The sequence below is a fragment of the Acinetobacter sp. RIT698 genome (assembly GCF_009668065.1).
GTDB classification, from domain to species: domain Bacteria; phylum Pseudomonadota; class Gammaproteobacteria; order Pseudomonadales; family Moraxellaceae; genus Acinetobacter; species Acinetobacter guillouiae.
Genome location: NZ_WJYH01000011.1, coordinates 43,917 through 63,327 on the forward strand (window position 1 = coordinate 43,917; position 19,411 = coordinate 63,327).

Below are 19,411 nucleotides of genomic sequence, written 5' to 3' on the forward strand. Positions count from 1 at the left end.
AGTTAAACCTTATAGCTTTGGCTAAGTAACTGGCTTAAATGTTGTTTAATGCCCTGCCATTCATCTTTGATTATGCTGTATATAACAGTATCGCGAACAGTTCCATCTTTTCGTAGCGCATCTTGACGTAGCACACCATCATAATGCGCACCTAGACGCTCAATGGCACTTTGACTTTTAATATTGCGAATATCCGTCCTTAATACAACCGAGTTAGCTTGTAGTTTTTCAAATGCGTACTCAAGCAACAACAACTTACAACTGGTATTGATATGACTGCGTTGTGCTGATTGTGCATACCATGTATAGCCAATCTCAACACGGCGTACCTCCCAAATAAAATCGCGAAAACTGGTGGTTCCTACAATACGACCATTCCGCTGATTTAAAACAACAAAAGGTACGCGTATTCCTAAAGATTTTTGTTCAAGTGCCTTGGCAATGTAAGCCTTGATCTGAGAATAATGTGGAACAGATGTATATTCCAATTCCCACAAGCGGCCATCTTTACATACCTCAACTAAAGCATTTTCATGTTCTATTTGTAGTGGTAAAAGCTGCACTTGATGGGTTTGTAATGATGTATAAAGCGTTGAAAAGATATCTTGATTCATAGCAATTACACCAATGTAAAGAATGCTCCTCCATTGTCCGCTATGTTTTTGAAAGTTTTATGATCAAAATATGAAATCACCATGACGATCTTTCAAATGATTTCAAAGGCATTTGCATGCCCTTGAATCGAATATAATTCAACAAAATAGTTATTTTTTATAGTGTGCCAGCATGTCTTGTAAATGTGCTTTTACATTGTTCCACTCACCTTGCGCAATACTGTACAACACCGTATCTCGAATCGTACCATCTTTACGCATTTGATCACCCCGAATAATGCCATCTTTTTTAGCACCTAAACGTTCAATGGCTTTTTGGCTTTTAAAATTAAATTGATCAGTCCGCAACGCCACGGTATTGGCTTGAAGTTGTTCAAAAGCAAATCCTAATAACAATAGTTTACAGCTTGTATTGACATGGGTCCGTTGTGCCGATTGTGCATACCATGTATAGCCGATTTCAAAACGTTTTACGTTTAATAAAATATCGTGATAACTGGTCGTTCCCAAGACTTTCCCTGAGCTTTGCTCTATGACAACAAAGGGATAACGGCTGCCCTGTGCTTTTTGGATCAGTGCTTTTTCAATATAATTTTTAACTTCTGTGTAATGTGGTGTAGAGGTAATTCGTAAATTCCACAATTCACCATCACGACACGCTTCAGCGAGTCCTTGCTCGTGTTCAAAAGACAGTGGTACTAAGCGAATATTATTTAGTTGTAAATCTAAATGAATAAATAATTGTTCAAATGCATCCATCTCATATCCACCAAGTTAATCTATAAATTTACCGTTTGATGTCATTGTAAAGTGATCAGCAATCGTATTAACAGCGAAGTTTTCTTGCTGTTAAGTCATTATATTGCCAAGGCTAAACATACCACTCCAGCCAAACCTAAAACCAGTCCTAGAGCGGTAATCACTTTAAGCTTTTCTTTAAAAATTAACAGCCCTGCAATGACTCCAAATAACACCACAAGGATATTCATCCCTGCAAAAACAATGGCTGGAGAATCTTTTAATAAAATATGCGCTTTGACATATAAAGCAATATTGGCAAAATTTATGATCCCCAAGGCCAAACCAGCAATACAGTTCTGAAGCTTCCACTGAGTTTTTCGAATCAGTAAGTAACCGACAGATAATAGGAATGAACAGATAAACATCAAGGTTAATGTAACTGGAAACTGTAAGCCCAGACTGGTTGTATATTTCAATAAAACATCAACCAAAGCATAACCTACCCAAACACTGAGTAAATAAAGGATCCCTTTCTGATTGAGGGATGAATTTGATGAACTCGACTGGGAAAGTACAATACATAAAACTGCCACAATACCCAAACCGATACCAAGCATTTTTAATTGGTTAAATTGTTCTTGGAATAAAAAATATGCAGCCAATAATGATAAAACCACAGACAATCGTTGTGCAATTTCAGTTTTTAAAATTCCTGCACTATTTAATGATTTAGCTAGACATAAAAAAATACTGGGTAATACAACACCTAAACCAAAAATCAACCACCATGGTGTATTTGAAATTGAAATATGGGCCAAATCAGGCTTAAACCAGATGTAGCTCAATATACTGGCGATTGCATAATTCCAAGCAATCATTTGCAATGCATCAAAAGCTTTTTGTTTGGTCCATTTTAAAAGCATTGAAACCAACACACTACAAAGTGCTGCTGAAAATATGAGTTCCATAATTTATTTCTTATCTCACCAATCATTGCAAAATTTATGCGGAATCGAGTCGCTATGATTCAAGAAAAAGCCCACTAGCATGAGTGGGCTTTTAGGTGATCAACAACCATCAAAGATTATTTATAACGATCAACCATTTTTTCTAAAGAAATAGGGCGAATCTTGTCTGCATTACCCGCAGTACCAAATGCTGTATAACGATCTACACAGATTTGTTTCATTGCTTCAACAGTTTCACCGAAGAATTTACGTGGGTCAAATTCACTTGGTTTTTCAGCCATCATACGGCGCATTGCACCTGTAGATGCTAAACGTAAATCTGTATCGATGTTGATTTTACGTACACCATGCTTGATTGCTTCAACCAACTGTTCAACTGGAACACCATAAGTTTCTTTGATGTCACCACCATATTGGTTAATAATCGCTAACCATTCTTGTGGTACCGAGCTTGAACCATGCATAACAAGATGAGTATTTGGAAGTGCCGCATGAATTTCTTTAATACGGTCAATTGCCAAGATATCGCCTGTAGGTGGACGAGTAAACTTGTACGCACCATGAGAAGTACCAACTGCAATTGCTAAAGCATCAACATTGGTATCTGCAACGAATTGACGAGCTTCTTCAACAGAAGTGAGAAGTTGAGAATGATCAAGTACACCTTCTGCACCAACACCATCTTCTTCACCAGCCAAACCTGTTTCAAGGCTACCCAAACAGCCAATTTCGCCTTCTACAGAAACACCACATGCATGTGCCATTTCAACAGTACGACGTGTTACATCAACGTTATATTCATAAGACGTTGGTGTTTTACCGTCTGCACCTAAAGAACCATCCATCATTACAGATGAAAATCCAAGCTGGATCGAACGTTGACAAACATCTGGGCTTGTACCGTGATCTTGATGCATTACCACTGGAATATGTGGCCATTCTTCAATTGCAGCTAAAATTAAATGACGTAAAAATGGAGCACCTGCATATTTTCGTGCACCAGCAGAAGCTTGCACAATTACAGGTGAATTTGTTGCGTCAGCGGCTAACATAATTGCGCGCATTTGTTCTAAGTTGTTCACATTAAACGCTGGAACGCCGTAACTATGTTCACCGGCATGATCCAAGAGTTGGCGCAATGAGATAAGAGCCATAATATCCTCCCAAGTAATGCCCCATATTCTACATGTTGCTTTATTTCAATTCAGCAACAATATTGACTATTTCATAAAAAATCCCCGCGTTAGCGAGGACTTTTAACAAATAACAACATTTAGAAAGATTATTGAGCTTTAGCTGCTTCTTCTTCAGTCGCTGGTGTAGCCGCATCCGCTGGAGCATTTGCTTTTTCAGCTGGAACATCTGTATTTTTTTCATCCAAAACAGGCTGATCAAGCGCATCAATCACAGCTTGTTGTTCTGCAGATGTGTTTGCTGATTCTGCTGAAGCAGCTTCAGAAGAAGATGTTTGTTCTGAGGCTGGTGCTTTTTCTTGTTTAGAACATGCAGTAAATGCCAAAGGAGCAATAAGAAGTGCTGCAAGTGTAAATTTAAATTTCATCACATTTCCCAGTGTTGGTGATTGGATTTGATCTAGTTTATTGCAGTTATATTTCATTTTTATTACTTTACAATGAATCTCTCAGATAAAAAAGGCTGACACGAGGTCAGCCTTTCATATAAACGTCATAATTAAAATAATTTTTCAATTAAGCACGTTCAAGCAATACCGCTACAGCTGGAAGTGTTTTGCCTTCGACAAATTCAAGGAATGCACCACCACCAGTTGAAATATAACCAATTTTGTCTGCAACTTGGTATTTATCAATTGCTGCCAAAGTATCACCACCACCAGCAATAGAGAATCCTTCAGATTCTGCAATCGCTAAAGAAAGTGTTTTTGTACCTTCGCCAAATTGATCCACTTCAAACACGCCAACTGGACCATTCCAAAGGATCGTTTTAGACGTTTTTAAGATTTCAGCAAAAGCTTTCGCAGTTTCAGGACCGACATCCAAGATCATGTCATTGTCTGCTACATCTTCAACTTTTTTTACTATTGCTTTAGCATTTGCCAATGAACCTAAGAAATCTGCAAAATCGATTGCAGAAGCATCTGCCACAACAACATCGGTTGGAAGTGGAACAGATACTTTTGCCGCAATCGCTTTCGCTGTGTCAATCAAATCATGTTCACACAATGATTTACCGACATTGAAGCCAGCTGCAGCTAAGAATGTATTGGCAATACCACCACCAACAATCAATTGATCACAAATATCAGAAAGCGAAGTTAAAACATCAAGTTTAGTAGAAACTTTAGAACCAGCAACAATTGCAACCATAGGTTTTTCAGGTGTTTGTAATGCACGACCTAAAGCATCTAATTCAGCTGCAAGCAAAGGGCCTGCTGCTGCAACTTTTGCTAAGCGTGCTACGCCTTCAGTTGATGCTTCTGCACGATGCGCTGTACCAAATGCGTCCATCACAAATACATCACAAAGCGCTGCATATTTTGCTGAAAGTTCAGCATTATTTTTCTTTTCACCCACATTGAAACGACAGTTTTCAAGTAATACCACTTGCCCTGCTGCAACTTCAACACCATCTAAGTAATCTGTAAATAATTTAACGTCTTGACCAAGTGCCTCAGTTAAATAAGCAGCTACAGGAGCTAATGATTGTTCCGCTTTTGGCTCACCTTCAACGGGACGACCAAGATGAGAATACACCATGACCGCAGCACCTTTCTCAAGTGCCAATTTAATTGTCGGTAATGCAGCACGTAAACGTGCATCACTTGTAATCACACCATTTTTAACAGGTACGTTTAAGTCTTCACGAATAAGTACACGCTTGCCTGCTAAATCGAGGTCAGTCATACGCTGAAAATTCATGTATAGCTCTCTTATAGATATTAAAAATCGCGTAGATTCTAAATGATTACACAAAAAAAGGTTAGATACTTTTGTAGAAAAGCTGTAGAAAAGTTGAGATTTGATTATTATAGGGCGAACTTTTAAATTCTATACGCTTATGTCTTTTCATCCCGATCCTAAAATCAATGGTTTAAATGTCTTAGGTGAACCTTTAGCAAGTTGTTGTTTTTCCCCAATCACAGGTTATTTTCGTAATGGTTTCTGCCATACAGCAACAACCGACCTCGGTCAGCACACTGTATGCGCTGAAATGACTTCAGAATTTTTAAATTTTTCACAAAAAGTGGGAAATGACCTAATTACACCGCTGCCAGAACACGGCTTTCCGGGACTACAACCTGGTGATTTTTGGTGTTTATGTGTGACGCGTTGGGTTGAGGCCTATCAAAACGACATGGCACCTCGTGTAAAACTACAAGCCTGTCATCAAGCTGTTTTGGCGTATGTTCCCTTAGATCTCTTGATGGAATATGCAGTATAACTAGGCATGAATTATTCAAAGATGAATCACCCTGAAATTATTTTGGCTTCATCGAGCCAAACCCGTAAAGATTTAATGAATCGTTTGCGCTTAGACTATCATTGTATCTCTCCTGAAATCGATGAATCACCACAGGGTGAATCTCATGCCGATGACTTGGCTAAGCGCTTGGCTTTTGAAAAAGCCCAAGTCATTGCACAAGATCATCCAAATGCAATTGTGATTGGGTCAGATCAGGTGGCTTGGCGTGAACATGCACCACAAGATTTTATTGGTAAACCTCTATCTGTAGAAAAAGCCATTCACCAGCTACAAGCCAATTCAGGCAAAAATGTCTTTTTTAGTACTGCCTTAAGTGTGCAACATTTGGCTTCTGGTTTTGAACAAACCTTAGTTGAGCATTATCATGTGAAATTTCGTGACTTAACTTTGGATGAAATTGAGCGTTATATCGAAATTGATCAACCTCTGCATTGTGCGGGTAGCTTTAAGTGTGAAAGTCTTGGTATTAGTTTATTTGAGCAAATGATTGGGCAAGACCAAACCACTTTGATGGGTATGCCAATGATTCAGTTATGTGGAATTTTAAGGAAGTTGGGCATCCTGCTACCTTAATTTCCACATTGTATAATAAGCTCGATCTTATTATAAATTTTCATAATTACATGGACTTTGTGTTATTTGCTCATGCATTAAAAAAGGATGAAGACTTTTTGAGTTAATCCCATAAATCCTGATAATGCGTTGCAAATAACATAAGCCCTTCTTTAATCTTAGCCTTAGATTCTGTTTGGCAGTCCCCCATCAAGACCAAATCAAAAGCAAGAATCATCTTGTTTAAATACTCTAACCAAATTTGATTTAATTGCGCCTCACTAAAATCATTCACTTGCGCTTCATTCACCACCCAAGTTGGAATAGACATATTTTTGCCTTTGATAATCAATTGTCGATACGAACGCAATACTGAAAGTGTTTTGTTTGCAATTTCTTTTTTTGGGTCAGAATAATACGAAATAGGAACAAATCCATATCCCTCAATCCAATTAAAAATGCTTTCTTTTAAATCTAGGCAAATCTCGAATATATTATGAGATATTTTTTTTAAAATCATGACTTTTATAACTCCTTTAATTTTCAAAAAGCATGGCTGTTTTTATATAAATATATTTTGAATAAATTTACAAATACTTGCACCACCTGTCATCTCATAAGACAATAGCCACATTATAGATTCAAATTTGCTTAGGCTATTTTCATGTCCCTACCTTTAGATGTTCTTGGCGGAATTACTGCTGAACAATTCCTCTCAGAATACTGGCAAAAAAAACCTTTATTGGTTCGTAATGCTTTACCTGAAATTGCCAATATCCTTGTTCCAGATGACGTCATGGAGCTTGCTCTGGATGAAAACATCACAGCACGCCTGATTAAGCAAAAAGACAAAGATCCAAATCAATGGTCAGTAAAATCATCACCGCTCATCAAAGGTGATTTTCAAAAAATGCCAAAACTTTGGACCTTATTGATTCAAGCTGTAGATCATTATTCATTTGATTTAGCAGAGCTTTGGAAGAAATTTCCTTTTATTCCACAGTGGCGTCGTGATGACATTATGGTCTCTTATGCTGCTAAAGGTGGTTCTGTAGGTCAGCATTTTGACTTTTATGATGTATTTCTTGTACAAGGTTATGGACACCGTCGTTGGCAACTTGGACAAATGTGTGATGCTGAATCTGAATTTGTTGAAGGGCAGCCGTTAAAGCTACTTCCAGAAATGGAGATCAATTTTGATGAAGTTTTAGCGCCAGGTGATTTACTTTATGTCCCACCAGGATTGTCACATTATGGTGTAGCGGAAGACGATTGCCTAACCTACTCTTTTGGTTTCCGTATGCCGAATATTGCAGACATGATGGATCGTGTCAGCGATAAATTTGTCGAAGACCAACAACTACGTAATCCGCTTATCGACATCTTACGGAATAAACAAAACCCGATTGGGCAAGTAACACAAGCTGAACTCGATTATTTAAAAGCTGAATTGTTGGCGAAATTAAATAATTCTAAAGTGTTGGAAGATGCCATTATGAGTCTAATGGCTGAAGCAAAGTACCCTGAAAATATTCCAGATGCTGAAGCGATTGGCACTGAAGATTTAGAAGAAGTTCTTGAACAAGGCTATTTACTACAAATTGAGCCAGCCTCTCGATTAATTTATCTTCAACAGAATCATGAATTATTATTCTGGGCAAATGGTGAATCGATCTGTATTTTTGAACAATTTGCACCCCATTTAAAGCAGATTGCAGATGGACAAAGTGTCAAACTCAATCATGAATTGTCTGATGATGAAATATTAGAGGACATTGCTGGATTATTAAATGAATCTATCTTGATGCTTGTTCCCACTGACGAATAAAATTCGCAATCTAACTCTAACAATGTAACGCTTAAATAAAGCCTGAAAATTCAGGCTTTATTTCTATCAATTTACTTTCAGCATAACTTTAAGAAATAACTCGCTCATCCTTGCTTAAGCTGATATTTGAGTGAGCTTGAGGACTTAACCGAAGCATTGAGTTTAAGTCACTTCAGTTCTGCTAAAGTATAAATTTTCATAGGTATTAGAAAAGTAAACACTTCATCCCACTAGAGATAAAGACTTTGCTGTGACTTTATTGTCCTTTTATCAGACTATTTTTTCTCATAGTTTTCGATAAACTCCGAAATCTATTGTCAATATTTTTTGTCGTTCAAGTTTTTCAAAAAAGTCTAAAGTACTACTAAAGGGATTAACGAAGTATTTTGTTAAGTGATTGAATTCAACTGTTGTCTTGAGAAAATTATAAAAGAAATATGGGTCAAGATTGCCAATACTTTCTTTGTTTCCAAGCGAAACTTCAAGAATTTGTCCTGTTATTAAATTCTCAAACATACAGTGTTCTCCATGCACAAAAAAAGACCAATCTTCCGATAGCGTTTTTTGTCCATTTAAAAAATCAGCATCTTGTATTTCGTAATAGTGTCCTGCGCTAATTTTTTCTTTTTCAGGTTGGTCTGTTTCTGTAATTAATTTATCAATAAGCACTTCAGCAATGGCTTTATAGTTGTCCATTGCTGTTAATAATTCCTGTTCTACATCAGAAGTAAGGTCGATCATATAATTACTGTCAAAATTTTAAAGCTAAATAATTAAAACTTATCAAATAAAGCCTGAAAATTCAGGCTTTATTTCTATCAATTTATTTTCAGCATAATTTTAAGAAATAATTCCCTCATCCTTGCTCAAACTGATATTTGAGTGAGCTTGAGAACTTAACTGATGCTTTAATGTCTCATTTTCCTGCTTTAGATTTTTAATTTTAAAAAACTGGAAGAATAGCCCGATATAAGCAATAACAACGATTACAGAAACATAAATGGCTAAAAAACTGATACTTGGGTTTAACAATTTTGTCAGAAACTCTTCAAACATTTTCGATTCCTTTTTGTTTTCATCGCATATTGAATAAATATTTCAGTTAAATTAACTCAAATTGTTTAGAAAATAAATCATTCAATTATTAATCTAGAACCATTCTCAAGTCTAACAAATCATTACTTGAGCTTTTTCATCAATTTGGGCAATTTAGCGCTATATAAAGAATGAGATATTTACTTCATGGCAAGTCCTGCTCAAGCAATTCGACATCAACTTCTCAATACTTTTTTCTCCCGTTATTCCGTTTGGTTCCTTTGTATATTTGTATCTTTATATTTGACTTGGATTATTTTCTTTAACGAAGGTCATTATATTTATTACTTTTTTTCAGATACTGTACTGAATTTAGCTTGGATTATTTCATCCATACTGGCCGCAATTGGCTTTGCCGATATCATCCAAACACAACATTCTATTTTAAGAAATTATCCTTTAATGGGACATTTTCGATTTTTCTTTGAAGATATCCGCCCTGAAATTCGTCAATATTTCATTGAATCTGATGATGATGCCTTACCTTTTTCACGTGCACAAAGAAGCTTAGTTTACCAACGTGCTAAAAATGAAAATGCAGATAAGCCTTTTGGTTCAATTATTGATGTCTATCAAGATGACTATCGTTTTTTAACCCACTCGATGACACCCAAAACACCTGCTGATTTTAATACATTTAGAATTAGTATTGGTAATGATCAGTGCTCACAACCTTATAGTGCTTCGATCATGAATATCTCAGCAATGAGTTTTGGTAGTTTGAGTGCAAATGCCATTCTTGCTTTAAATACTGGTGCAAAAAAAGGCAACTTTTATCATGACACGGGTGAAGGGAGCTTAAGTCCTTATCACCTTGAACCCGGTGGTGATATTGTTTGGGAAATAGCCAGTGGCTATTTTGGTTGCCGTACTTTAGATGGTAAGTTTGATCCTGAAAAATTTAAGCAACAAGCAGCTTTGCCTCAAATTAAAATGATCGAAATCAAACTATCCCAAGGGGCAAAACCAGGGCACGGCGGTATTCTTCCCAAAGATAAAATCACCAAAGAAATTGCCGAAATACGCGGTGTTTCTATGGACGTGGATTGTATTTCTCCAGCGACACATTCGGCTTTTAGCACTCCTATTGAAATGATGCATTTTATTCAGCAATTACGTGAGCTATCCAACGGCAAACCGGTTGGTTTTAAATTGTGTATCGGACAACCTTGGCAATTTATGAGCATTGTAAAAGCCATGCTACTGACCAAAATCACTCCAGATTTTATCGTGGTTGATGGTTCAGAGGGCGGTACAGGTGCTGCCCCTATTGAACTGATTGATCATATGGGTACACCTTTACGTGAAGGCCTGCTTTTTGTAAACAATACCTTAATTGGCGCAGGTTTACGTTCTCAAATCAAGATTGGCGCAAGTGGTAAAATTATCAGTGCCTTTGATATCGCCAGTACGATGGCTATGGGTGCCGACTGGGTCAATTCTGCACGTGGCTTTATGTTTGCGGTGGGTTGTATCCAAGCACAAAGTTGTCATACCAACCAATGTCCTGTTGGCGTTGCAACGCAGAACAAAGAACGTCAAAAAGCACTTGATGTGCCATCTAAAGCAGATCGTGTATTTAGTTTTCAAAAAAATACCTTAAAAGCGCTTGCGGAAATGATTGCTGCAGCTGGTTTACAACATCCTGCTGAGATTAAAGCGCATCATTTGGCACAACGAATCAATGACCGTGAAATCAAAAACTATGCTCAATTGCACTTTTGGATGAAAGACGGCGAATTGCTCAGTTGTGAAAATAAAGATGAAGAAAACTTCTATTTTAGAATGTGGAATTTAGCAACTGCTGAACGTTTTTAATTATTCATAAGCGAAATTTAATTAAGGAGATCAATATGATCTCCTTTTATATAGCTAGCATTTAAAAGAAGCCTAATCTTTTGCTTTTATTTAAATTTATATTGGAGCTTATTTTTACTCAAACGCCATTTTAATCTAAACAATATTTAAGCAAGATAACTTAAAACACATCAAGAATATTTGCGGATGAAATTTCTAAAACAAATAACCGCCACCACTATCCTTACAACGTCATTACATTGTTATGCAACTGTCGGTGGTGGACAAACAATAGAAGTATTGGGTTATGAAGCAAAACAACAAAAACTTTATCTGTTACGACACTATGAAGATGAGCGTGGGCGCTTGCCACAGTTATACTATTATCAGCTCAACAGTAAAACACCTGACAAGTTGATTGAAGTACAATCGTTATATATTAATCCCAAAACGCATCAAATTGACTATGATCAAGATGCTATCCAGTTTGAAAAAGATCTAAACAAAATTAAAAAGCGTTTAACACCGTTACTTATAGGAAATGCCAATACAGCAAAAATTCAAGTGGTGCAAAGTCAAACTCATTACGTCCCTGCTTGGCATGATCAATCCCAAAAGATTCCTCAATATAAAACCATATACAAAGTTACAACAGCTTCTTTAAAAAGCAAAAAACAACAAGCTATACAGTATGCTAAAACAATAAAAATCACTCAGAACTATGTCGTGCCAAATCAGAATAAGCTGCTGATTGTGGTTAAATATTTCGGCATTCCAGAAGAAACAGGCTATGATGTTGAAGATACTGTTTTGCTCTTACCAATACAATAATGAGGATAAATCGTGTTAAAAATAATCACATCGACGCTCTTATTCAGTTTTAGCGCTCTCGCTTTTGCAAAAAGTTATAGCAATATTTCACTTGAAGTCCTCGGCTATGATTCAGATAAAAAAGCGGTTTTAATTCTTGAAAATTCAGCAAGCTATGACATTCCAAGAGTTTATCGCTATTCACTGAGTGAAAAACGCTATGATCTGCTCAAATACGATGAAAATTTTACAGGTATTACAGATCAACAAAGCTTTCAGCAAAAACTTTCAAGCATAAAGACTCAGCTTAAACCGCTTAAAAAGATCGTGCTTCAAGACTTTAACGTTAATCTACTCGAACAAAGACCATCTGATACTGAAAGCTCTGACTCTTTTAAAACAATTTATGGCTCGATATTTACAATATCCAGTCCGCAATATCAAAGTCTTCAACAGAATTTAACCAGTTACAGTCCAGAAATTAAACTTAAACAGGCTTTTGAACTGCCAAAAAACAAAGGGGCGCTGATTACTTTTGAATCACTCAGCTTACCTTTTGATGAAGGATATAGCCGTGAAGAAACTGTTGTTTTATTTCCTACGGGTCAGCTTCCTAAATAAATAAAGCCTCTTAGGAGGCTTTATTTTTACTGCTTTTATCAATCTTGATCAATTCATTACGCCGCAGAGCGCTCAGTGATTGGTACAACTTTGCGGAGTTCTGGACCAGTATAATCCGCGCTTGGACGAATAATACGATTATCAGCACGTTGTTCCATTACATGCGCTGCCCAACCAGTAACACGAGACATCACAAAAATTGGTGTGAATAGTTTTGTTGCAATATCCATGAAATGATATGCAGATGCATGGAAGAAATCTGCATTACAGAACAATTTCTTCTCACGCCACATCACTTCTTCACAACGTACTGATACTGGGTAAAGCACTGTATCACCAACATCTTTTGCTAAACGCTCAGCCCAAATTTTGATGATGCCATTACGCGGATCATTGTCTTTATAAATCGCATGACCAAAGCCCATGATCTTTTCTTTACGTTCAAGTTTACCCAGCATTTCACGTTCAGCTTGTTCTGGTGACGTCCAGTTTTCAATCATTTCCATCGCAGCTTCATTTGCGCCGCCATGCAAAGGTCCACGCAGTGAACCAATTGCACCAGTAATACACGAGTGCATATCAGATAATGTTGAAGCACATACACGTGCAGTAAATGTTGACGCGTTAAACTCATGCTCAGCATAAAGAATTAATGAAACATTCATCACTTGTTCATGTAATTCATTTGGCTTTTCACCACGCAGTAAATGCAAGAATTGTGCACCGATTGAATCGTCATCGGTATTTTCTTCAATACGAACACCATCATGACTAAAACGGTACCAATAACAAATGATCGCTGGCAAAGTTGCAAGAATACGGTCTGCAACATCTTGCTGTTGATCAAATGATTTTTCAGTTTCCAGATTACCTAACATTGAAACCCCTGTACGCATCACATCCATTGGATGTGAATCAGCAGGAATACGTTCCAAAACTTCTTTTAAAGCTTGTGGTAACTGGCGAAGTGATTTTAATTTGGCTTTATATGTCGCCAATTGTTCTGCAGTAGGCAATTCACCAAAGAAAATAAGATATGCAACTTCTTCAAATTGGCAATTTTCCGCAAGGTCTTGCACATCATAACCACGATAAGTTAAGCCTGCGCCACTCTTACCAACTGTAGAAAGTGCTGTTTTACCTGCAACTTGACCGCGCAATCCTGCGCCTGTAAGTACTTTTCCTTCAGCCATTTTATTATTTCTCCTGGGTGAACAGTTTATCTAGAGTGTTTTCGAAAGTGTGATAATCAAGGAATTCGTAAAGTTCTTTTCGTTGTTGCATGCTATCCAGTACATTAACTTGTGTACCATTTTCACGAATTGAACGGAAAACTTCGAGAGCTGCTTTTTGCATTGCACGTGTTGCAGACAATGGATATAGCACCATGCTGATGCCCTGTTCAGCTAACTCTTGGGTGGTGTAATAAGGTGTATCACCAAACTCTGTAATATTTGCAAGAACAGGAACACCTACTGCATCACAGACTGTTTTATACATGGTAATGTCCGTCATTGCTTCAGCAAAGATTGCATCTGCGCCAGCTTCGACACATGCACAGGCACGATCAATCACGGCTTGCAAACCTTCTTTTTGCAATGCATCTGTACGTGCCATCACAACAAAGTTTGAATCTGTTTTTGCATCAACTGCTGCTTTAATGCGATCAACCATTTCTTGTTGAGAAACAATTTCTTTATTTGGACGATGACCACAACGCTTTTGTGCAACTTGATCCTCAATATGGACAGCTGCCGCACCGGCACTAATCATTTGTTTAATTGTCCGTGCAATATTAAATGCACCACCCCAACCTGTATCGATATCAACAAGTAATGGTGTATCTACACGTTCTGTAATACGACGAACATCTTCCAATACGTTGTCTAAGCTGGTCATCCCTAAATCAGGTAAACCATAAGAATAGTTTGCCACACCAGCACCTGAAAGATAGATGGCTTTATAACCCACCTGTTTCGCCATCATCGCTGCATAAGCGTTGACTGTACCAATGATTTGTAATGGTTTTTCCACTTCTAGAGCTTGTCTAAATCTTAAGCCTGCAGACGTCTGTTGTGTCATATTCCCTTCCACAGTGGTCACTTGTTTATTGAGTTTTGAGTATAGCCATAATTTATATTTCGCATATGACCATTTAGATATATTACTCTAAAACTTTAGTCAAAGAAAAATGAATTTTGATTCATTTTTTCATTTTTGTGCACTTTTTTTAATCATTTTTTCCAATAGCACGTTTGCTAAGAAATTTATTGACATCTTTGATATAATAGTGACAACCCATTTTTCCTCAGTAATTTATGAACGAAGATTTAGCACAAGTTGAAGCTACAGGATGTGATTTTCCACAAACTAAACGTGGGCATGAGCGTCGCTTGGCATTACTGATTAGTGCAAACGATCTTTTTTTAGAGCACGGTTATGATGCGGTATCTTTAGATGACATCGTGAATCATGCAGGCGGATCAAAAGCCTCGATTTACAAATATTTTGGTAGTAAAGAAGGTCTATTTACAGCGATCTGTGACTATCGTCGTGATTTATTCTTTAAAGATATCTGCATTCCATTTAACCCCGCGTTGAATGAGCTCAGAGCATATTTGATCAATACCTTGATTAACTTTTATAAGCATATGATCATTCCTGAAAATATTGCTTTTATACGTTTGGTCTTAGAACGTTCACAAAAAGACCCACAATTGGCCGTCTATATTCATGAAAAAGGACCAAAGCAAGTACAACACTCTATTGCATGTGCCTTGGAACGTTGTGTAGAAAATCAAATATTAACCTGTGCAAATCCTTTATTTTCAGCACAATTTTATTTTGGAATTCTTAGAAATTTGGAATGGCGAATTTTAATGGGGATTGAAATCAAAGAATCTGATCAAGAAATATTCAATTGCGTAAGTTATTGTGTAGATCGCTTCTTAGAGGGCCATCAAAAGGTCTAATTTTTTTGCGTTTTCATATTCATATAGTATATTAGCTGATTCTCCTTTTTACTTTCATCAACCACCAACAATGAATTGTTGGTCAATTTCCCTATTGGTTTTGACTAAACAATTATTGTGGAGTAACCATGGCTCTACGACATTTTCTTACTTTACGTGATTTATCCACTGCTGAACTTAACCGTATCATTGAACGTGCTCAAGAGTTAAAGCGAAAACAACACAACAACGAAGTATTTCAACCCTTTGTTGGAAAAGTCATGGGGATGATTTTTGAAAAGTCGAGTACCCGTACTCGTGTATCTTTCGAAGCTGGTATGAGCCAATTTGGAGGCAGCGCAATTTTCCTTTCATCACGCGACACTCAATTGGGTCGTGGTGAGCCAATTGAAGATTCTGCACGTGTGATATCGAGCATGCTTGATATCGTGATGATTCGTACATTTGGTCATGATATTGTTGAACGTTTTGCTGAATATTCAACAGTCCCGGTTATCAATGCATTAACTGACGACCACCACCCTTGCCAGCTACTTGCGGATGTACAAACATTTGTTGAACATCGTGGTTCGATCAATGGCAAAACTGTGGCTTGGATTGGCGATGGCAACAATATGTGTAATTCGTATATTGAAGCTGCGCATATGTGGGGCTTTAAGTTAAAAATCGCGTCACCGAAAGGTTATGAACCAAAACCTGAATTTCTTTCAGAATTTGCTCATTGCGTAGAACTTTTTGAATCAGCAGAAGATGCAGCGGTCAATGCAGATCTGATCGTGACGGATGTTTGGGCAAGTATGGGCCAAGAAGAAGAACAAAAAATTCGTGAAAAAGCGTTTGCTGCGTATCAAGTGAATGAAAAATTAATGGATTTAGCACATCCAGATTGTCTATTTATGCATTGTCTACCAGCACATCGCGGTGAAGAAGTTTCTGAAAATATGCTAGATCACAAAAACGCTGTGGTTTGGGATGAAGCAGAAAACCGCCTACATGCACAAAAAGCCTTGGTTGAATTTTTAATCAATGAAAATTTAAACAAAGACTAATTTGTTTTGTTTTAAGATAAATAAGCACCAACACTGGTGCTTATTTTTTGTTTCAGTATAATAAAATCCATATTTTTAATATGTGCATAATTCAAATGAAATTTAAAATAATTCCTTTATTCGCAATGTCAATGTACATGCTCATTTCTCAAAGTAGTTATGCAACTGAATTAGATGATTATTTGATTCAAAAGAATTTGATTGGACAGGATTATAAAATTATAGATCAACAAAATTTAGATGATGTTTTAACTGCGTTAAGTGAAGAAGACTCTCGCGTGCTGCCTGTACAAGTCGACCAAAACACAGTGATTGAGAAAATTCATATGTATCATGATCATGTTGATTTGCAAGGTTTAATTACATCTAAAGATTTTAATCAGTTTTCAAATAGCATGGGTAAAGAAAAAACTCAGCAACTTTTAATGGAAGGTATGCTTGAAAATTGTCATTTACTTTTTGAAAATGAATTCCAACGTCAAAATCCTTATTATGTAAAAATAAAACTGATGTCTGAACAGAAAGCATATGAGCTAAAACTCAAAAATGAGCAATGCAAATTTTAATTTGTAATAATATTGTCTTGGTGCATTGTATCAATTCGCATTTTGTCTAAACAGATTTTATTTTTCTAGCTGATCAGACGATTAAAAAAATTAATATTTTTTAATCGTTTAAGATTAAGACAATTTTTAACATTTTAGCTATCTGTAACAATTTTGTCATGTAGAATACTTACTATGCCCTTCAAGGTCGTTAAGACAGTTTCAAATGACGCAGATCATGCCCGCTTCAAAAAGTTTAACTACGCCTGAATTTCAACATAGCTCTAGCAGCTATATTAATCGTGAAATTTCCTTACTGGAATTTCATAAACGTGTGTTAGCCCAAGCAAAAGATGAAACTCATCCTCTGCTTGAACGATTGAATTTTCTCATTATTTTTTCACGTAATTTAGATGAGTTTTTTGAAATTCGTGTCGCTGGATTAATGAAACAACTGGACTTCAAAACCATTACCACAGCGCCAGATGGTATTCCAAACGAAGTCATTCTTGAGCAAATTTCACATAACGCACATCTTGCGATTCAAGAGCAATACGACACCTTAAACCATGTATTATTGCCTGAGTTAGAAAACTATGGCGTCAAATTTATCCAATATAATGACATTTTAGAAAAACACGCGGAATGGATTAAAAATTACTTTTTTAAACAAGTACAACCTGTTGTAACACCAATTAGCTTAGATCCTGCTCACCCTTTCCCACGCTTGGTCAATAAAAGTTTAAACTTTATTGTCACCTTAGAAGGAAAAGATGCTTTTGGTCGTCAGATTGAATTGGCCATTGTACCCGCACCTCGTTCCTTACCGCGTGTTGTATGCTTACCGAACGAGCTTACAGACGGCGCAGAACATTACATTTTATTGTCAGCCATTATCCAACAGCATATCAGTGATTTATTCCCCGGCATGACAGCAACAGGATGCTATCAATTCCGTGTTACCCGTAATGCTGACTTAACTTTAGCAGAAGATGTCGATGATTTGGCAGTTGCATTGAAAGATGAATTATCTTCACGTCGTTTTGGTCGTGCAGTTCGTTTAGAAATCGCAGATAATTGCCCAAATTCAATTAATAATTATTTATTAGAACAATTTGATTTAGATCCACAGCATCTTTATCAAGTGAATGGTCCTGTCAATTTAACACGTCTGATTACTGATTTTGATATTCCAGAATTAAGGTTTAAGCCTTATCAAGCCGTTATTCCCAAAGCCTTAAGAAATTCAAATAAAATATTTGAAATATTAAGCAAGCAAGATTTGCTATTACATCATCCATTTGATTCTTTCCAGCCCGTTATCAATCTACTCAAAGAAGCGGCAAAAGACCCCAATGTTTTAGCAATTAAACAAACCTTATATCGTAGTGGCCCAGACTCAGAAATTGTACAAGTGCTGGCAGAAGCTGCTCGCAATGGGAAAGAAGTTACAGCGATTATCGAATTACGTGCGCGCTTTGATGAAGAGTCCAATATTATCGTCGCAAATCTTCTACAAGAAGCTGGCGCAGTTGTGGTGTATGGTATTGTCGGTTATAAAACCCATGCCAAAATGATTTTAGTTGTGCGACGTGAAGTCGACAAACTTAAACGTTATGTACACCTTGGCACAGGCAACTACCATGCTGGAAATGCACGGATGTATACCGACTATGGTTTACTCACCACAAATGATGAAATTTGTGAAGATGTACATAAAATCTTCCAAGAACTGACGGGTATGGGTAAATTGTTAAAGTTAAAAAAACTCTTCCACGCTCCTTTCACCTTACACTCTCAACTGTTACATTTGATCGAGCAAGAAACAGCACATGCAAAAGCGGGGAAAAAAGCCCGTATCATCATTAAAGTCAATGCATTGACTGAACCTAAGCTGATTACAGCTTTGTATAAAGCATCTCAAGCTGGGGTTAAAATAGAGCTGATTATCCGTTCAATCTGTTGTTTAAGACCACAAATTGAAGGACTTTCTGAAAATATTAAAGTTCGTTCAATTGTCGGGCGCTTCCTAGAACATACTCGTGTTTATTATTTTTATAATGATGCCAATGAGGACTTATACTGCGCAAGTGCTGACTGGATGGGTCGAAACTTATTTTCTCGGGTCGAAACTTGCTTTCCGATTGAAGATAAAAAGCTTAAAAAACAGATTATTGAATATGGGCTACTCAGTTATTTAAAGGACAATATTCGTGCTTGGGAACTCGATCCCAATGATCAATGGCATGCAGTTCAACCCAAAGATGATGAGAAACCTTATATTGCCCAACAGGTGTTGATGCAACAACGGATTATTCCCACTACAGCGTAATTCTTTCATATTGTTATTTTCAATG

General features: G+C 36.9%; 21 protein-coding genes. 10 read left to right on the top strand and 11 right to left on the bottom strand.

The features are described 5' to 3' along the window. Positions 1–2: 2 nt before the first annotated feature. The 6 genes from GJV03_RS06980 to GJV03_RS07005 all read right to left on the bottom strand — a co-directional run bounded on the left by GJV03_RS06980 (position 3) and on the right by GJV03_RS07005 (position 5,220). Positions 3–614, bottom strand: a complete 612-nt coding sequence (locus GJV03_RS06980; protein ID WP_096734048.1) for a GNAT family protein — start codon at positions 612–614, stop codon at positions 3–5. Between the two features lie 150 nt (positions 615–764). Next, positions 765–1,373 carry a GNAT family N-acetyltransferase gene (locus tag GJV03_RS06985; protein WP_004821359.1) on the bottom strand — a complete coding sequence of 203 codons (609 nt, stop codon included), beginning with the start codon at positions 1,371–1,373 and terminating at the stop codon, positions 765–767. A 98-nt stretch (positions 1,374–1,471) separates the two neighbouring features. After that, a complete protein-coding gene (locus tag GJV03_RS06990) occupies positions 1,472–2,323 on the bottom strand; it encodes a DMT family transporter (protein WP_154129742.1) in 852 nt (283 codons plus the stop codon). Between the two features lie 116 nt (positions 2,324–2,439). Then, a complete protein-coding gene (gene fba, locus GJV03_RS06995; protein WP_004720677.1) occupies positions 2,440–3,477 on the bottom strand; it encodes a class II fructose-bisphosphate aldolase in 1,038 nt (345 codons plus the stop codon). Between the two features lie 128 nt (positions 3,478–3,605). Then, positions 3,606–3,884 carry a hypothetical protein gene (locus GJV03_RS07000; protein ID WP_154129743.1) on the bottom strand — a complete coding sequence of 93 codons (279 nt, stop codon included), beginning with the start codon at positions 3,882–3,884 and terminating at the stop codon, positions 3,606–3,608. 148 nt (positions 3,885–4,032) lie between these two features. Further along, a complete protein-coding gene (locus GJV03_RS07005; RefSeq protein WP_034610338.1) occupies positions 4,033–5,220 on the bottom strand; it encodes a phosphoglycerate kinase in 1,188 nt (395 codons plus the stop codon). 139 nt (positions 5,221–5,359) lie between these two features. On the opposite strand from GJV03_RS07005, the gene GJV03_RS07010 reads away from it, so the two are divergent. Next, a complete protein-coding gene (locus GJV03_RS07010; RefSeq protein WP_004720680.1) occupies positions 5,360–5,743 on the top strand; it encodes a DUF2237 domain-containing protein in 384 nt (127 codons plus the stop codon). A 21-nt stretch (positions 5,744–5,764) separates the two neighbouring features. Further along, the gene (locus GJV03_RS07015; protein ID WP_105712729.1) at positions 5,765–6,358 is read left to right on the top strand and encodes a Maf family protein; all 594 of its coding nucleotides are present in this window, start codon (positions 5,765–5,767) and stop codon (positions 6,356–6,358) included. A gap of 103 nt (positions 6,359–6,461) precedes the next feature. On the opposite strand, the gene GJV03_RS07020 is transcribed toward GJV03_RS07015, so the two are convergent. Next, complete coding sequence (locus GJV03_RS07020) at positions 6,462–6,857, bottom strand: hypothetical protein (protein ID WP_105712730.1); 396 nt, start codon at positions 6,855–6,857, stop codon at positions 6,462–6,464. A gap of 144 nt (positions 6,858–7,001) precedes the next feature. On the opposite strand from GJV03_RS07020, the gene GJV03_RS07025 reads away from it, so the two are divergent. Continuing rightward, a complete protein-coding gene (locus GJV03_RS07025) occupies positions 7,002–8,165 on the top strand; it encodes a cupin domain-containing protein (RefSeq protein WP_154129744.1) in 1,164 nt (387 codons plus the stop codon). A gap of 285 nt (positions 8,166–8,450) precedes the next feature. Here GJV03_RS07025 and GJV03_RS07030 read toward each other — a convergent pair whose 3' ends face one another. Continuing rightward, a complete protein-coding gene (locus tag GJV03_RS07030) occupies positions 8,451–8,906 on the bottom strand; it encodes a hypothetical protein (protein WP_154129745.1) in 456 nt (151 codons plus the stop codon). Between the two features lie 99 nt (positions 8,907–9,005). Further along, positions 9,006–9,221, bottom strand: a complete 216-nt coding sequence (locus GJV03_RS07035; protein ID WP_034610331.1) for a hypothetical protein — start codon at positions 9,219–9,221, stop codon at positions 9,006–9,008. Positions 9,222–9,407: 186 nt separating this feature from the next. Here GJV03_RS07035 and GJV03_RS07040 point away from each other — a divergent pair, with 186 nt between their 5' ends. From GJV03_RS07040 to GJV03_RS07050, 3 genes are all read left to right on the top strand, one after another. Beyond that, positions 9,408–11,078 (top strand): FMN-binding glutamate synthase family protein, encoded by a 1,671-nt coding sequence (locus tag GJV03_RS07040; RefSeq protein ID WP_154129746.1) that lies wholly within the window; start codon positions 9,408–9,410, stop codon positions 11,076–11,078. Positions 11,079–11,264: 186 nt separating this feature from the next. Further along, positions 11,265–11,888, top strand: a complete 624-nt coding sequence (locus tag GJV03_RS07045; RefSeq protein WP_154129747.1) for a hypothetical protein — start codon at positions 11,265–11,267, stop codon at positions 11,886–11,888. 12 nt (positions 11,889–11,900) lie between these two features. After that, a complete protein-coding gene (locus tag GJV03_RS07050) occupies positions 11,901–12,488 on the top strand; it encodes a hypothetical protein (protein ID WP_234624019.1) in 588 nt (195 codons plus the stop codon). A gap of 56 nt (positions 12,489–12,544) precedes the next feature. Here GJV03_RS07050 and prpC read toward each other — a convergent pair whose 3' ends face one another. Continuing rightward, complete coding sequence (prpC, locus tag GJV03_RS07055) at positions 12,545–13,681, bottom strand: 2-methylcitrate synthase (protein ID WP_004821331.1); 1,137 nt, start codon at positions 13,679–13,681, stop codon at positions 12,545–12,547. Positions 13,682–13,685: 4 nt separating this feature from the next. Further along, positions 13,686–14,570 (bottom strand): methylisocitrate lyase, encoded by an 885-nt coding sequence (gene prpB, locus GJV03_RS07060; protein ID WP_004720700.1) that lies wholly within the window; start codon positions 14,568–14,570, stop codon positions 13,686–13,688. A 236-nt stretch (positions 14,571–14,806) separates the two neighbouring features. On the opposite strand from prpB, the gene GJV03_RS07065 reads away from it, so the two are divergent. From GJV03_RS07065 to ppk1, 4 genes are all read left to right on the top strand, one after another. Continuing rightward, complete coding sequence (locus GJV03_RS07065) at positions 14,807–15,460, top strand: TetR/AcrR family transcriptional regulator (protein ID WP_004720703.1); 654 nt, start codon at positions 14,807–14,809, stop codon at positions 15,458–15,460. A 128-nt stretch (positions 15,461–15,588) separates the two neighbouring features. Continuing rightward, the gene (argF, locus tag GJV03_RS07070; RefSeq protein ID WP_004720705.1) at positions 15,589–16,509 is read left to right on the top strand and encodes an ornithine carbamoyltransferase; all 921 of its coding nucleotides are present in this window, start codon (positions 15,589–15,591) and stop codon (positions 16,507–16,509) included. A gap of 137 nt (positions 16,510–16,646) precedes the next feature. Then, entirely contained in the window at positions 16,647–17,075 is a 429-nt protein-coding gene (locus GJV03_RS07075) for a hypothetical protein (RefSeq protein WP_016539444.1), read from the top strand. Positions 17,076–17,280: 205 nt separating this feature from the next. Continuing rightward, positions 17,281–19,386 carry a polyphosphate kinase 1 gene (ppk1, locus tag GJV03_RS07080; protein WP_154129748.1) on the top strand — a complete coding sequence of 702 codons (2,106 nt, stop codon included), beginning with the start codon at positions 17,281–17,283 and terminating at the stop codon, positions 19,384–19,386. The last annotated feature ends 25 nt before the right edge of the window (positions 19,387–19,411 follow it).

Bases quoted from the DNA above. Each gene is read 5' to 3' on its own strand.
- GJV03_RS06980 (WP_096734048.1), bottom strand. From the start codon at position 614: ATGAATCAAGATATCTTTTCAACGCTTTATACATCATTACAAACCCAT.
- GJV03_RS06985 (WP_004821359.1), bottom strand. From the start codon at position 1,373: ATGGATGCATTTGAACAATTATTTATTCATTTAGATTTACAACTAAAT.
- GJV03_RS06990 (WP_154129742.1), bottom strand. From the start codon at position 2,323: ATGGAACTCATATTTTCAGCAGCACTTTGTAGTGTGTTGGTTTCAATG.
- fba (WP_004720677.1), bottom strand. From the start codon at position 3,477: ATGGCTCTTATCTCATTGCGCCAACTCTTGGATCATGCCGGTGAACAT.
- GJV03_RS07000 (WP_154129743.1), bottom strand. From the start codon at position 3,884: ATGAAATTTAAATTTACACTTGCAGCACTTCTTATTGCTCCTTTGGCA.
- GJV03_RS07005 (WP_034610338.1), bottom strand. From the start codon at position 5,220: ATGAATTTTCAGCGTATGACTGACCTCGATTTAGCAGGCAAGCGTGTA.
- GJV03_RS07010 (WP_004720680.1), top strand. From the start codon at position 5,360: ATGTCTTTTCATCCCGATCCTAAAATCAATGGTTTAAATGTCTTAGGT.
- GJV03_RS07015 (WP_105712729.1), top strand. From the start codon at position 5,765: ATGAATCACCCTGAAATTATTTTGGCTTCATCGAGCCAAACCCGTAAA.
- GJV03_RS07020 (WP_105712730.1), bottom strand. From the start codon at position 6,857: ATGATTTTAAAAAAAATATCTCATAATATATTCGAGATTTGCCTAGAT.
- GJV03_RS07025 (WP_154129744.1), top strand. From the start codon at position 7,002: ATGTCCCTACCTTTAGATGTTCTTGGCGGAATTACTGCTGAACAATTC.
- GJV03_RS07030 (WP_154129745.1), bottom strand. From the start codon at position 8,906: ATGATCGACCTTACTTCTGATGTAGAACAGGAATTATTAACAGCAATG.
- GJV03_RS07035 (WP_034610331.1), bottom strand. From the start codon at position 9,221: ATGTTTGAAGAGTTTCTGACAAAATTGTTAAACCCAAGTATCAGTTTT.
- GJV03_RS07040 (WP_154129746.1), top strand. From the start codon at position 9,408: ATGGCAAGTCCTGCTCAAGCAATTCGACATCAACTTCTCAATACTTTT.
- GJV03_RS07045 (WP_154129747.1), top strand. From the start codon at position 11,265: ATGAAATTTCTAAAACAAATAACCGCCACCACTATCCTTACAACGTCA.
- prpC (WP_004821331.1), bottom strand. From the start codon at position 13,681: ATGGCTGAAGGAAAAGTACTTACAGGCGCAGGATTGCGCGGTCAAGTT.
- prpB (WP_004720700.1), bottom strand. From the start codon at position 14,570: ATGACACAACAGACGTCTGCAGGCTTAAGATTTAGACAAGCTCTAGAA.
- GJV03_RS07065 (WP_004720703.1), top strand. From the start codon at position 14,807: ATGAACGAAGATTTAGCACAAGTTGAAGCTACAGGATGTGATTTTCCA.
- argF (WP_004720705.1), top strand. From the start codon at position 15,589: ATGGCTCTACGACATTTTCTTACTTTACGTGATTTATCCACTGCTGAA.
- GJV03_RS07075 (WP_016539444.1), top strand. From the start codon at position 16,647: ATGCTCATTTCTCAAAGTAGTTATGCAACTGAATTAGATGATTATTTG.
- ppk1 (WP_154129748.1), top strand. From the start codon at position 17,281: ATGACGCAGATCATGCCCGCTTCAAAAAGTTTAACTACGCCTGAATTT.